This window comes from Echinicola vietnamensis DSM 17526 (assembly GCF_000325705.1).
GTDB classification, from domain to species: domain Bacteria; phylum Bacteroidota; class Bacteroidia; order Cytophagales; family Cyclobacteriaceae; genus Echinicola; species Echinicola vietnamensis.
Map to the genome: position 1 here is coordinate 4042561 of NC_019904.1, position 14955 is coordinate 4057515.

Annotated in this window: 8 protein-coding genes; 4 read left to right on the forward strand and 4 right to left on the reverse strand. The window is 43.7% G+C overall.

Going from position 1 to position 14955, the window contains the following annotated elements:
* Nucleotides 1-22 precede the first annotated feature (22 nt).
* The 4 genes from ECHVI_RS23035 to ECHVI_RS16640 all read right to left on the reverse strand — a co-directional run bounded on the left by ECHVI_RS23035 (nucleotide 23) and on the right by ECHVI_RS16640 (nucleotide 5847).
* Entirely contained in the window at nucleotides 23-2080 is a 2058-nt protein-coding gene (locus ECHVI_RS23035) for an acyltransferase family protein (protein ID WP_015267182.1), read from the reverse strand.
* Nucleotides 2081-2572: 492 nt separating this feature from the next.
* Nucleotides 2573-3736 (reverse strand): AraC family transcriptional regulator, encoded by a 1164-nt coding sequence (locus ECHVI_RS16630; RefSeq protein WP_015267183.1) that lies wholly within the window; start codon nucleotides 3734-3736, stop codon nucleotides 2573-2575.
* Nucleotides 3737-3740: 4 nt separating this feature from the next.
* Nucleotides 3741-5003, reverse strand: a complete 1263-nt coding sequence (locus tag ECHVI_RS16635) for an MFS transporter (protein WP_015267184.1) — start codon at nucleotides 5001-5003, stop codon at nucleotides 3741-3743.
* Nucleotide 5004: 1 nt separating this feature from the next.
* The gene (locus ECHVI_RS16640; RefSeq protein WP_015267185.1) at nucleotides 5005-5847 is read right to left on the reverse strand and encodes an ROK family protein; all 843 of its coding nucleotides are present in this window, start codon (nucleotides 5845-5847) and stop codon (nucleotides 5005-5007) included.
* Nucleotides 5848-5996: 149 nt separating this feature from the next.
* Here ECHVI_RS16640 and ECHVI_RS16645 point away from each other — a divergent pair, with 149 nt between their 5' ends.
* The 4 genes from ECHVI_RS16645 (at nucleotide 5997) to ECHVI_RS16660 (ending at nucleotide 14763) form a co-directional block, all read left to right on the forward strand.
* A complete protein-coding gene (locus tag ECHVI_RS16645; RefSeq protein ID WP_015267186.1) occupies nucleotides 5997-8243 on the forward strand; it encodes a hypothetical protein in 2247 nt (748 codons plus the stop codon).
* A gap of 189 nt (nucleotides 8244-8432) precedes the next feature.
* Nucleotides 8433-9377 carry a FecR domain-containing protein gene (locus ECHVI_RS16650; protein WP_015267187.1) on the forward strand — a complete coding sequence of 315 codons (945 nt, stop codon included), beginning with the start codon at nucleotides 8433-8435 and terminating at the stop codon, nucleotides 9375-9377.
* Between the two features lie 89 nt (nucleotides 9378-9466).
* On the forward strand, nucleotides 9467-13090 hold the full coding sequence (locus tag ECHVI_RS16655) for a SusC/RagA family TonB-linked outer membrane protein (protein WP_015267188.1): 3624 nt from the start codon (nucleotides 9467-9469) through the stop codon (nucleotides 13088-13090).
* 32 nt (nucleotides 13091-13122) lie between these two features.
* The gene (locus ECHVI_RS16660) at nucleotides 13123-14763 is read left to right on the forward strand and encodes a SusD/RagB family nutrient-binding outer membrane lipoprotein (protein WP_015267189.1); all 1641 of its coding nucleotides are present in this window, start codon (nucleotides 13123-13125) and stop codon (nucleotides 14761-14763) included.
* Nucleotides 14764-14955 lie beyond the last annotated feature (192 nt).

Sequence of the window (14955 nt, forward strand, 5' to 3'; positions counted from 1 at the left end):
AGAAATTAATGGGATAAGGTGTTTAGTTGGTTTTTAGAGATGTTTGTTTGGATAGGTTTTTATTGAAATGATTATTTGCTGTCAACATAGATTTTATGGTAGCATATAAATCATTTTTAGCTCTCAAGGTTCCTTGATAGCTAAGGTGGTCATCATCAAAATATAGTACATCTTTATCATCAGTTATCCAGACTTTATTTCCATTCATAAAAATCGAATAGGAGTCAAAAACTTGAACTTGAGGGTATTTATCCGCTATTTTATTTAGCTTTTTATTGGCAATTTCCACCATTTCATTTTTTTCAATACGATTAAAATATTGCTTGGATCCGTTAGGATGTATATTAAAGTAACTTAAGATGACGGCAGCGTTTTTGGAAGACCATTTACTCCATAATGGAACCTGATTTATGATAAGAACTTTTTTATCTAGGGAATTGGCATGGGCACAAAAGCTTTCAAATTTTTCGAACGCTTCTTGGTCTCTATTTTCCATTCTAGCAGTCATGATTAGTAATTTAATGGAAGGATCTTCTAAGGTTTTGATGACGTTTGTAGGATATCCTTGCCAGTCAATTCCAAAGAAATTATCATCAATTAAATCGTCAATTTTAAAGAAGGGGTAAAAGCCTGTTTGCGTATAATATGCAATTTTCGTTGAGAGACTATCAGTGATTTCATTGACCACTTTGGCCCAGCCAGTAGCATGTGAATCGCCCATCATCATTATTTCAGGCTTTTGCATTTTATTGTTACCAATAACTAAACCTCCGCTTTTATATGCTTCTCTCGTGTCATGCACTGGGTAGTATCGAATGGTATGATCCTCTAAGTTTTTTTCCATTCCCTTTTCGCTTCTATCCATGTCTTTTTTCTTTCCCATTTGATAATAATCAAAATAAGCCTCTACATAATTGAAAGGGACTTTTTCGTAGTTGACAACATGGACATACATAAAGTAAGAACTTGCAGTCAATATAATTACTGTACACAGCCCTACTAGTTTAACAGTATGCTGATAAAACCTTGTTTTTGTTTCGACAAGATTATAGGATAAAATGGAGAAGAAAGCTGTAAGTACTAAAATCAGGAGATTGGCATTCAGGGTGGAAATACCCAACTTTGGTGATAAGTAACGATGAAGTAATACACAAAATGGCCAGTGCCATAAATAAAGCGAATAAGAAATTTTTCCGATATATACCATGGTGCTATTGCTTAATAGCAAACCAGCGGCCCTCGTTTCGTTAGCAAAAAGTATGAACAAACAGGATCCAATTACGGGTAAAAGCGCTAAAAAGCTAATGTCTCCATTTGTTGGGATAAAGTATCCTAGAAAAATCATTACAAGTCCTATTAGCGATAATGCTGATTTAATTCCTATGGATAAACGATTACCAAAACGCTTTTTTGTCAATACCGCAATGATTCCTCCCGCACCTAACTCCCAAGCCCTAGATGGAATCATATAAAAGGCTAGAGAATTGCTTGAAAAAATATTTAGCGGGAATTGATCAGATTCGAAAATGATTGCGAACGAATACCAACAGAAACTTAATAGTACGATGATGGCCACCCAAAAAAGCAGACTTTTCTTACCCTTATAAAGCAAAAATAATAACAACGGGTATACTAAGTAAAATTGTTCTTCAACAGACAAAGACCAAGCATGAAGAAATATTGAGGATTCGGCTCTTCCTCCCCAATAGTCGCCCAGATTTAAATAGGCATTAAAGTTTGCCACTGAGAAAAGAGCTGCTAGGCCATCTTGAGCCATATATTTTAAATCACCTGGAAAGATTAGGAAAGGGAAAACCAAAAAACAGAATAGTACTACAGTGATTAAAGCAGGCAAAATTCTTTTAACTCTACGTAACCAAAAGTCAGTGAATGAGAACGTTCCGGCTTCGAGTTTTTTCAATATAATACTGGTGATAAGGTATCCTGAAATTACAAAAAATACATCTACACCGTAAAATCCTCCTTTAATCCAGCTTATGCCTAAATGAAACAGGATGACCGGTAGTACGGCTACAGTTCTTAAACCATCTATTTCTGGACGATACTTTATTGCACTCATACGGTACCTGGTTAGTTGTTAATAATTTTAAATGGATTTATTGAAAAATTATTGATGTTTTAAAATTACAAAAATGCTTTATGTATTTAAATAAATGCATTATAAATGCTAATATACAATTTTTGAAATATATTGCATAAGCATGAAACTTTTTTTTGAGATATTAAAATTAAAGGGGATTATCCATACGCCTTTGGCCTTGTTTACTTTGACATAAAAGTACGTGTGAACTAATTATTTCAAATTTAGAATTATGTTTAATGCGTATTTGTAATCTAGTAAGTATTCGATTTTGATTAATTTTATACTACTTAATTAAGGAAAGGCATTGGTAGACTCCTTTTTAATAACATGGAATTGGCTATTATGAAAGGGAATTGTTAATCAAATTTATAGACTATTTAGTTAGCAATTTTATAAGGTCTTGTTAGAAAAGTAGAGTTTACGTTGGTTGAAATTTTTAAAAAGAACTATTTTCATTAAAACAAATACCTACTTCCCAGCGAGGTATTTTTTGCGGTATTCGCTCGGATTACACCCTTTTACTTGCTTAAACTGACGGGCGATGTTCTTACTGTCGGAAAGGCCCATATCCACTGCGATTTCAAAGACGGTCATATCCGTTTCTAACAGCTTTTGGGTGAATTTTTCAATGCGGAGATTAAAAATGTATTTATAAATGGGATAGCCCGTGATTTGTAGGAAGCGTTTCTCAAGGGAACGTCTGGAAAGCGGTACTTGCTGTACGACATCTTCCACATGGAGATTGTTCTCGATATGTTGATGGATATATTTTAGAGTAGAAGCAATGTAGGTGTCATGTGTGGCGTATATGTCGGTGGATTGCCTGGTGATGATTTGAGTGGCTTCTACGATAATGTCATAATGGGACTGATTGCCATTGATGATCATGTGTTCCAACAGCTTAGCGGTATCATAGCCACCTTTTTCGATGTCCATGGCGATACTGGAAAGTGGTGGATCAGATAGTTCGCACAACATGACATCATTGTCTACTCCCAGCACTGCCACTTCTTCCGGGATCCGGATATTATTTTGTCGACATACTTCGGTGATATGCAGCCCTTGATTGTCGTCACAGGTCATCAATGCAATTGGCTTTGGGAGGGAAAGGAGCCAGTTGCTCAGGGAATTGCTCTTATAATACCAGATATCCGTGGACCGAGATTTTCGGTGTTCAAAATAATGAACCTTATATCCATGGTCGTTGATTCGACTCTCAAACCCTTCCGCACGTTCGCGCGACCAGACGATATTGTTAAAGCCATAAAAGGCAAAATGCTTGAAACCTTTTTTCAGGAAATAATCAGCTCCTAGCTGGCCCATTTTATGATAGTCCCCTGTGATATTTGGTAGGACATCAAAACGCTCCTTAAAATCTTGGGCGATAACAGGGATGCCCGTATCGAGGATCTTCTGGAGGTCCATTTCATTGTATAGTTGGCCTATAATCCCATGGGCGCCCCATTCTTTTGCCCAATCCAAAATACGCTCCATCCCTTTGGTTTCACGGTAATAGAGGGGCATGCGGCAAAAAGTCCACCGTCCATTTTCCGACGCATATTTTGATATGCCTTTCAACAGGCTCTTGCTGTATTCTTCAGCAAAATCCAATAGGAGTATGACTTTGTACATAGCATTAGGATTGGCGTTTGAAAAGATCATTGAGGGAAGTAATGGTAGCATTTTTTACCAGTGGCTTTGCCCAAAAACCGATACTCAGGACATATCCTAAGGTAACCAATAAAAAGAGCATTGCCCATCGTAAGCCTGCGACATCAGCTAGTGCCCCAATGATCAATGGAACCACCGCACCACCCACGATTCCGGTGCACAGCAAGCCTGAAAAGGTGCCGTGGTGGCGGGGAACAGAGTTTAAGGCAAGCGATACGATAACTGACCACATCACGGATGCAAAGAACCCTGTCAGCGGAAAGGTGATCAAGGCTACTTCAGTAGGCCCAAAAAGGGAAAGTAGCAGGGCCAAAATAGCACCTCCAGTAAATATTCGAAGGACTTTTTTGCTGTCCATTAGTTTCAGCAACAACAATCCCAGCAAACAGCCAATGGTCAGCAGTCCCCAGAAATAGGAAATGGTTTGGGCGCCTTCGATCGCTGGATCCAGGCCATGGTAAGTTTGGAGAAATTTCGATATCCAATTCGCTATTCCCTGTTCGGTACCGACGTAGCAAAATATTCCGAGAAAGTACAGGTGGACACGCCTATTGGCGATTAAATCCTTGAATGCGCCTCGAATGTTTATTTTTTCATCATCTCCCAAGGTGACTTTCGGAAAGCGGACAAAAACCAATATCAGCACCATCACCAAAGCGATGGCTGCAAATACCCAGTACAATGAAACCCAAGCCAATTGCTCAGGAACCAATGGGTTGAGGAACTTAATCAAGCTCGATGCTGATGCGTCTGTATGCATGTGGGTGACCAAGTGGCTGTAAAGCATGGGACTGAGAAAAGAAGCTGCACCAAATGCCAATTGCCCCAAGACAGAGTTAAACGCAAAATGGGATTCCCCACCAGCTGTTCTCAGCAATGGATTAATCACCACCTGAAGCATTGCCATGCCAATACCGATGATGAAAAGTGATAATAGGGCTACGATAAAACTCGTAAAAACCGCAAACAATAATGCTCCTCCAAAAGCAATCATAAAAGCAACTATCAGCACTTTTTTCTCATGGTATTTTTCTGCCAACAGCCCCGAAGGAATGGACATGACGCCATAGGCCACAAAAAAAGAAAATGGCAAAAAGCCGGCAAGCCCAAGGCTCAAATCAAAGCTTTCGATAATATCTGGTATAATAGGACCAAGGATATTGGTCAAAAAAGATATGACGAAGAAAATGAGCAATATCAAAAGGACGATGGGGAGATTTCTATTCATATCATGGGTGCAAATTCAAGTGGGTTAAAGCAGCGGCTCCCAGCATGGGAATGTGTTCATTTTCTGAAATTAGTATTTTTAGCCGTTTAAATGATTCGGGATAGATAAATTCCGCCAATGTTTTTTGAAGTGCTTGGCTAAAAAACGGGTAAGCTTTCGAAATAGAACCTCCAATGATAATGGCCTCCGGGTCATAAGTATACATGGCCGCTAACATGGCCTTACCAAAGTGAAGGCCAAATTCCTCCCATTGCTGAAGGGCATCATGGTCTCCTGCCGTAGCGGCATGGAATGCCTGAAGGGCGGTGGTGTCATGGATGGCCGTGAAAAAATTGCCACTTGCGTAGTATTCAATGTTTTGGTCCAAGTAAGGGACAAGCCCGATTTCTCCCGCACCGCAGTTATGTCCCATGTAAAGTTGATTGTCCAGTACCAACCCTGCTCCTAAGCCGGTACCGATACAGAGGCCGACGATATGTTGAAAATTTTTGCCCAAGCCAAAGCGGTGTTCACCAAGGACAAAACAATTTACATCATTATTGACCATCACGGGGATGTTAAACTCCTCCTCTAAAATATCCTTCAAATGTACTTTTTCCCAAGCGGGGATATTGGTGACGTTATAGACGATTCCTTGGGCAGTATCCACCACTGAAGGTACCCCGATACCAATGCCTGATACCGCTTCGGAAATAAAAGGGCGGATAAATTCTTTTAACTGGGCCAAAGAGGCCTCCAAGTTGTCCTTTTCGGTCAGAAAAGCTTTTTGTTGTCGAACGATGGTACCATTTTTTTCCAGGCCAATCTGCACTTTGGTACCTCCTAAATCAATTCCAATCTTCATGGTTAAAAAAGATAATGTCCTGACCAATATACTTCAATCTTGCATACATGGACTACTGGTGAAAAGGTTTGTTCTTGGCAATAGCCTGATTTGACTGAAGTTGCGTACCCTATAAGAAATCAGTTTTATATTCATCAATACCTATTCCAATGTCTAAACCCAGTCTATATTCACTTCTGCTATGTGTTGCCTATACTATTTTCATAAGTGCCTGCCAGTCCAAAGGGGCAGATGAGGCTGAACTAACTCCTGTGGCTTATCAGGATACTCCATTTGAGCAGGAAGTCAGCATCAAATATCCTTTTGAAATGGAGGAACAAGCCATAAAGGTAGCATCGGATAGGAATGGTATCATTCAGGTTTTGACAGATAGCGGTGTTTTTCGACCCCATGCAGGTGCTTTTCTCTATCCTGGAAAATTGATGAAAGACCAGACCTATCAAGGCCTTAACGATAAGGTGTTGAAGGATTTGGTGCTTTATCAGGATCAATTTGTCTATCTGGACAGCACAGCGGTTTTGTCCAATGCCTGGGCAGGAAAATTATTTGATATCCATGGTTTAACTGAAGCGAGGATGCTAAGCCCATCGGAGCATTTTACGTTCATCGTGGTGGGAAAAGAAAAGATCCATGCGGTCAAGGAAAATAAAATACTATGGTCGATCAAGATACCTGAAAAACCGCTAACGATAAAGTATAATTCGGCCTTAAAAAGTCATGTTTTACTGACAGTAGGCAGCATCTACAGGTTGGATGGTGAAGGAGGGGGGCTGACTCACCTGTACAGTGGCGAGGGCCTGACGAGTTTTGATTTTACAGCGAAAGGTCAAAAGATGGTTGTAGGAACGACCGATGGGTATTTTACATTTGACCTATCTACCAACAAGGCTTCCACCAAAAACTCCCAGCTTCCTTGTCCGGCCATCCTCACCGTTAAAAATATCAAGGGAACCCTATGGATGGGAACTGAAAAGGGAGCCTTTCGGGTGAAGCATGACGGGGGCTTTGACTATTACTTTGGAGAGCGGTGGTTGGTGGGCACGAGGGTGATCGATATTGGGGAGGGAAAAGAGGGGAGTATCCTCTTGCTTACCTCCCAAGGGCTTTCCAAGCTGGTATTTAGCGAATATACCTTGCACGATAAGGCCATGTATTTTGAAGACCAAGTTAGAAATCGGCATATCCGGTTTGGGTTTAATGCTTCTTTGGGGAATCTGGAGGCGGGAAATGTAGACTCGGGGATGCTGAAGGATTCTGACAATGATGGCCTTTGGACCGCCATGTATCTGGCAGGTCAGGCCTTTCGCTATGCGGTCAGCGGTGACGCAGAAGCCTTGGAAAATTGTCGGGAATCGTTGGATGCCATGGAAAGGTTATATACCATCAATCCAGTGGAAGGATTTCCTTCCCGGTCTTTTAACCGGTCAGGGTATAAGAAGCACCTTTCCGATCCCGAGCGCTGGCAATCCGCGGAACATCCTGAGTGGGATTGGAAAGCTACCACCAGTAGTGACGAAGCGATAGGGCATGTCTTTGCTTTTGGGGTATTGGCAGAGGTGGTCAAGGTACCCGAAGTGAGGGATCAGGCCATTAGGTTGCTGGATGGATTGATGCAGCATATTGTAGCCCATGATTTCTACTTGGTGGATTATGACGGGAAGCCTACGCTTTGGGGCAAATGGAACCCGGAATACGTCAATGGTTTCCCGCCAATGGTAGGGGACCGGAAACTGAATTCTTCCAATATCATTGCGATGCTCCAAACCGCCTACCATTTCACAAAAAAGGAAATTTACAAGGAAAAGGCATTTGAGCTAATGGATGGGCACGGTTATTTGCAGAACCTAATGGTTCCGATGGAAAATATCGGAAGGGCGGATGAAAGTTCAGATGATTGGGCGGAGATGCTGTCCCAAAGTTGGAATCATTCGGATGATGAAATGTACTTTTTGGGCTACTGGGGACTCTATCGCTATGCGTTCAATGATACCTTGAAAAGCCATTATAGGAAGGCCATCAAGGATCACTGGGAGGCAGAACGTCCGGAGAAAGATGGTTTGTGGAACATATTTACCGCCATGATTTCGCCGGATAATTTTGATCAAGAAGAGGCAATATGGTACCTGAAGCAGTATCCCATGGATTTGATCGATTGGACGATGGTCAATAGTCACCGCAAAGACATCGTCAAACTGGATGCAAATTTCCGCAACCAAGCCACAGCCAAGGTTCTTCCACCGGATGAACTTCGGATTAGGAGACACAATGCCAATCGTTTTGAGCTGGACGGGGGCAGCCAAGGAAAATCAGCGTACAGCGCCGGGGATATTTGGCTTTTACCCTATTGGATGGGAAGGTATCTGGACGTGATCAGTGCTCCGCAGGGAGTGAAGTAGCAGGGAGCAATACGTTTTTTGGTTAGGATGCTTGATAACTTTTACCGAGAAGTATCAGTGAGAAAACAAGTTGTTAATGAAAAGTTAACCTTGTCAGAGTAGTCTGTTAGAGCAGATATTGAGTCTTTATAACAAAGTAGCTTATCTGCTGAATCATAGGTGGATAGGGCATTTGATAAAGATCAGCTTATGTCAAATACAAACAGGGATATCAAAGCGCTCACAGAGCGGTACTTAAAAGGAGAAATCAGCAGAGCGGAATTTGAGCTGATGCTGGAAGAGTTTTCCAGTGAAAGTCAAGCAGTAGAAGAAGTCCTGCAGGATCATTTCGAACAAGTAATGGATGCCTATCATCCTGCACAAACGACTCCCCAACACCGGCTGGCACCTTGGATGGCGGTGGCAGCATCCTTGTTGCTTTTGCTCGGCATTGGGGCTGGGGTGTTGTTTTTTGGAGCACAGCCTTCCTCAGAGCTTGTCAGTCATCAAACAGCCTATGGAGAGCAATCGGATTATATATTGGAAGACAGTAGCCATGTTTATTTGAATGCCGGCAGCACCTTGGCGTATGAACCATTCAAGCCGGAGAAGGGGAGAGTAGTAACCTTCCAAGGAGAGGGCTTTTTTGATATTTTCCGGGATGTGTCTAGGCCTTTTACCATTCACAGTGGTGAGATGGACATTCAAGTATTGGGAACGGCTTTCAATGTGGAGGCCTATCCAGAAGAAGATTTTTACAGGGTCACCGTGACGGAGGGAAAAGTAGCGGTCAGTAGCCATAGCATTCCAAACTTATCGGAAACCTTGACCAAAGGTCAATCCATTGTCATCCAAAAAGATAGCGGTAGCTATCGTGTGGAAGCAGCAGCTGAAATTTTATGGAAAGCGCGGATTTTGGCCTTTGACAAAACGCCTTTTGACCAAGTGATAAGAAAAATGGAACGATGGTATGGCGTGGAGCTGGAAGTGGTGGACTCATCCCTTTACAAGTTGACGCTTAATGGTCGTTTTGCGGATAAAGATGTGCATGAGATGATTCGTGCCATTGCCTTTCTGGCCAATAAAGAACACACCCAAAACCCAGAACTCATAAAGATCAACCCCTTGCCTATGAAGCACCAAACAAACCGGTAAACTAAAACAAGCATGAGGCCCAGTTTTGGCGAACGGCCCCATGCTGTCAATTCAAGTAGAAAATTAACCACTCAAAATTTTAGCAAAGTATGAAAATTAAAATTACAAATGGAAATCTTTGGACCTATTGGCTCCAACGGATAAGTCTCTTCGCCATGGCAATTTTGCTTGGTGCTGCGGCTTATCCAGCTGAAGACCAACAAATCCGTCTTCCTCAATCTAACGTTACGGTACGTCAATTTATTTTTAGCGTAGAAGAACAAACCGATTATAAATTTTTATATGATGAAACCATTGCGCCAGCACTTAATGGGGAAGTTCAGCTCAGTGAAAGGGGACAGCTGAATGAGCTCCTTAACATGCTCAATACAAAGAGTCAACTGGAATTTCGGAAGGCAGGTCAAACAATTCTTATCCGTCCTAAATCCAAAGAAGCAAGAAGGGCAAAGATCGACGGAGTGGTCTTTGATGAAGAGGGCAATCCACTGGCTGGAGCCACTGTAAAGATCAAGGGTGCTACCACTGGTACCATCACCGACCTGGATGGAAAATTTAGCTTAGAAGTGCCGGGAAGTGAAACGGTGCTGGTGATCAGCTATGTAGGATTCCACTCAAAAGAAATGGCAGTAGGCAACCAAACCAATTTACGGATTACCTTGCAAGGTGCCTACCAGAATTTAGAAGGAGCAGTGGTCACGGCCTTGGGAATCCGTCGCGAAGAGCGTTCGCTCGGTTATGCCGTTTCGGAAGTTTCAGGAAAGGATTTTGAACGGGGCGGACAGGACAATATGCTGAAATCCCTAGCAGGCAGGGTGCCTGGCGTAAGCATCAATTCCACCGGAGGGCCAGGTTCTTCGGTAAGCATGATCATCCGCGGCATCACCTCCCTTAGCGGAGATAACCAACCGCTATTTGTGGTGGATGGCGTTCCCGTGATCAACTCCCTCAATAATATCAGCCAGATCGGAAACGACAACAAAGTGGATTATGGCAATGCCATGTCCGATATCAACCCGGAGGATATTGAGAGTGTTTCCGTGCTGAAAGGCCCCAGTGCTGCAGCACTTTATGGTTCACGTGCAGGGAACGGTGTCGTCCTTATCACGACCAAGTCCGGTAAAAATGTGGATAAAGTTACCGTAAGTGTTTCTTCCAATACTTTGGTAGAAGTGCCCTACAAATACCTGCCGATGCACAGTCGCTTTGCCACAGGGGTGCGACCTTATACGCCAGATAACAATCCTTATCCGGGAGGAGTGCTCACCATTGAAGAAGGATCTTCGGCTGGTGCAGGCCCTGAACTTGACCGAGGATACGAGGCCATCCAATGGAACAGTCCTCGTGATGAAAATGGTAACTTGATTCCGTTGCCGTTGGTGTCCAATCCTGATAATGTGGCGAATTTTGTACGAAATGGCGTAACGACCACTAACGGCGTATCGGTTTCCAATAATACCGAAAAGATGAATTACAGGATTGGTTATACCAACTTGAACAATTGGGGAATTGTTCCTAATTCTGATTTCAATCGAAACAACTTGTCCATAAATTCTGATTTGGCGATTACGGATAAGCTTCGACTTAGCAGCAGTGTAAACATTAGCAGAACCGGTTCAGACAACAGGCCCGCTGGAAACCGTGGGGCCAATCCACTGGAATGGGCCTATAAGCTTTCTCCGCACATTGACATCAATGATTTGAAAGACTATTGGATGCCCGGGCAGGAGGGAATCCAGCAGCGCTCCCAGGCCATAGGGGATTACAATAATCCGTATTTCCTGGCCTATGAAGTGAACAACAGTTTTGACAGAAACCGGGTTTTTGGCAATATCGGCTTGAATTATCAGATTACGGATGAATTTTCCCTTCAAGGCAAATACATGCTTGACATGTATTCCGAAAGGCGGGAATCCAAGATTCCGATGAGCTATACAGAAGATCCAAACGGTGGATACGGCATTGTGAATTTGGATCGATATGAGCGCAATATTGAGGTAATGGCCACCTATCAAAAGGAGCTCACCGATTTTAGCATGACCTACTCAGCAGGAGGGAACCTTCGCTACAACCGCGGCAATACCATGCAGAATGCCACCAAATCCGAAGGGTCTGGATTGATTGTACCTGGGGTTTATACTTTGAGCAATACGCTTTCAGACAATTTGGTGTATAGCAGTAGTATTTCCGAAAAAGCTGTTTACAGTGTGTATGGTTTGGCAAACTTGGGTTATAAAGACCTGCTTTACCTGGATTTGACCGCCCGAAATGACTGGTCCAGTACGTTGCCGGCAGCTAATCGCTCCTATTTTTATCCATCCGCTTCCTTGAGTGCCATTATCAGTGACATGTTGCCGATGGGCAATCAAGTGGACATGATCAAATTGCGGGCAGGTTGGGCACAGGTAGGTAACGATACGGGACCATATAACCTGCTTCCGACCCTCTCCAATACAGAAGAATGGGCAGGCCAGACCCGCCTGTCAGTGCCTGATGGGCTTAAGACTCCTGATCTGAAACCAGAGATAGCTACTTCCTACGAGTTTGGCCTTGAGGCGGCAGCCTTTCGCAATAGATTGAGGTTTGACATTACGTACTTCAATACAGATAATAAAAACCAGATTTTACCCGTGACCTTGCCTCCTTCCTCTGGCTTTACCAGTAAATACGTCAATGCCGGTTTGGTCAACAGCAAAGGTTGGGAAATGGTTTTGGGGCTTACCCCGATCGATAATGAGTTTGTGCTGGACCTAAACTTCAATGTTTCCAAATACAGGAGTACGATAGAGGAATTGACCGATGAGGTAGAGGTGTTTTACCTTTGGAGCGATTCCAGGGGAGGGGCGTGGTCTTATGTAGGCGATGAGATCGGCAGTATTTATGACCGTAAACTGGTTACGGTAGAAGATCCGGAATCACCGTATTACGGTTATCCCGTCCTGGATGAAGACGGCAGTTGGCAGGCCATTAACCAAGCCAATGCCAAAAACAAAGTCGGCAATTTTAACCCGGATTTCATTGCCGGGATGCAGGCCAGCTTAAGCTATAAGAACTGGAGTCTTAGCCTTACTTTTGACTGGCGAAAAGGAGGGGACTTTGTCTCCCAAACCTTCCGATACTCTGAATCGGATTTGAAAACCCAACGCTTTTTGGACGAAATCATCAGCCCCAATGGGCTAAGCGGGAGAGCACTTAGGGATTGGTTGGTCGCCAATAAAGATACCCACATTACTGACGGGATCAATATCGTCGGTGGTCCGACAGCCGAGAGTGGAGGTTTTCCATTTGAATATGCCGTTACGCTTAACGACGGGGTGTTCAATCCAGGTGTAATCCCTGTTTATAATGATGCTGGAGAAATCACAGGGTACCAGGAAAACCTTGGTGAAGAGGGTACCAAGATCATTCCTTATGCCGATAATTACCCATGGGATTTCTTCAAGCCAGCCATGTTCGATGCTTCTTACATCAAGCTTCGAGATGCAACCCTGAACTATAGCATCCCTACAGAAACGGCTAAAAAGCTTAACATGCAGTCCATCAATATAGGCCTGTACACCAGTAATTTGATTCTCTGGACCAAGGCAAAGATCGGCATTGATCCAGAGAATGCCTTTCAACCAGAAAGCGATGGCACCTTCAAGCAGGGAATTGAGCGATACAATGTAAACCCTTGGGTGATTCCGATTGGCTTTAGGTTGAATGCCAAATTTTGATCATTGTGAAGCAATTGAAAAGAGAAGATATCATGAAAAACTATAGAAATAGATTTTATTCATCCTTGTGCCTTGGCCTGGCTTTGATGTGCTTATGGTCATCTTGCCAAGACCTTACCGAATTGAATGTAAACCCGAACGGGATTGATCCGGATGCTGTCCATCCCAACCTGCTGATCACTACTGTGATCACCGAAACAGCCACGCGTGAGCTCAATTTGGGTTTTGGAGATATTGCTGGGGTAATGCAGCATACCCAAAAAGATGCGTGGTTTGAAGACCATAACAATTATGATTGGTCTAACCAAAGCTGGTCCGGGTATTATAATATCCTGGAAAATGCCCGGTTAATGGAAAAGCGAGGGGAAGAGTTATCGCTGCCATTTTACATTGCGGTAGCCAAGGTGATGAATGCTTATAACTTCGGACGAGTGGCCGATTTATGGGGAGATGCTCCGTTTACAGATGCACTGAAAGGTGATTTGGGTGGAGATCAATACCTATTGCCCAGTTTTAATACCCAACAGGAAATTTATCAGGGTGTCATTACGATGCTGCAGGAGGCCAACGGCATTTTGCAAGAGCTCCCTAATGACAATGCTGTTCCCCAAGATGTCCTTTTTCAAGGAGATGTCATGAAATGGCGGCAATTTGCCAATTCGTTGATGCTGCGCTACTATATCCGGGTATCGGATAAACTACCGGATTTCGCGGCAGCTGGAATGCAGGCGATAGTAAATGATCCCGGGCAATTTCCCTTGATCGTGACCGAAGCGGATGAGGCATCTTTGCCGTTTCCCGGGGTGTCTTCGGGGACTTCTTGGCCTTCCAACACCGTTTTTGATGGCAGTAACGGCAGCAACTATCGAAGGATCAAAATGTGCGCTACGTTGGTGGACAGGCTACAGGAATTGGACGACGCCAGGCTGGGAGTGTGGGCTGAAAAGGTTGAGGTACCGATTGTGATCGATCCCGATTTACCTGCTGGGTCAGACGAGGTCGTTGATGGCGTTCGGTATATTGCGTCTGATGTGGCGGAAGGAAAGCCGGTAGACACTGATCCAGATTATGTCGGAATTCCCCCGTCTGTTTCGAACCTTCCCAGTGAATATAACCTCAATCCAACACCGGGACAGCAATCCTATAACCCGCATGTATCATTTCTCAGTGAAATGTATACCGAGCCATCTGGGGATTTCTTAAAGTGTCGGCTGTTGACAGCTTCCGAGGTTCAGTTTGGTTTAGCCGAAGCAGCCGTAAAAGGCTGGATTTCGGGCGATGCGGCAGGATTTTATGAAGCAGCGGTGAACGCGTCCTTGGTCGCTTGGGGGCAGGAGGACAGTTATGATGAATACATCTCCGGAGCAGCAGCCTTTGATGGTTCACTTTCCCAAATTATGGAGCAAAAGTGGATTGCAAGCTGGACAGCGGCTACCGAATCTTGGTTTGATTACAGAAGGACGGGGCTTCCTTCTTTGACCGCTGGTCAGTTTGCCGTAAGGTCAGTGCTACCACTGCGGTTTTTCTACATGCAGGAAGAGTTGAGCATCAACACTGATAATGCCACCGCAGCTTTGGACCGGCTGGAGACCACACCTTATTCCCAAGCGGATGAGGCCAACAGTCCATGGTCAAAATTCTGGTTGCTGCAAGGCACAGGACAACCGTGGTAGGGGAATAGGCTGTTCAGTCCATTTTAACATTCATACATCGGCCGCTTTTTTCTGGAAAAGGAAGAAAGCGGCCGATATGTTTTTTGACTGAAGGTATCCGAGACCTGTCAATTTAATGGCACACGTTATAATATTGAAAGGGCATTTTTTTTCAATTACGTAACTGAATTTGCATATTTGCATTCTTAATGC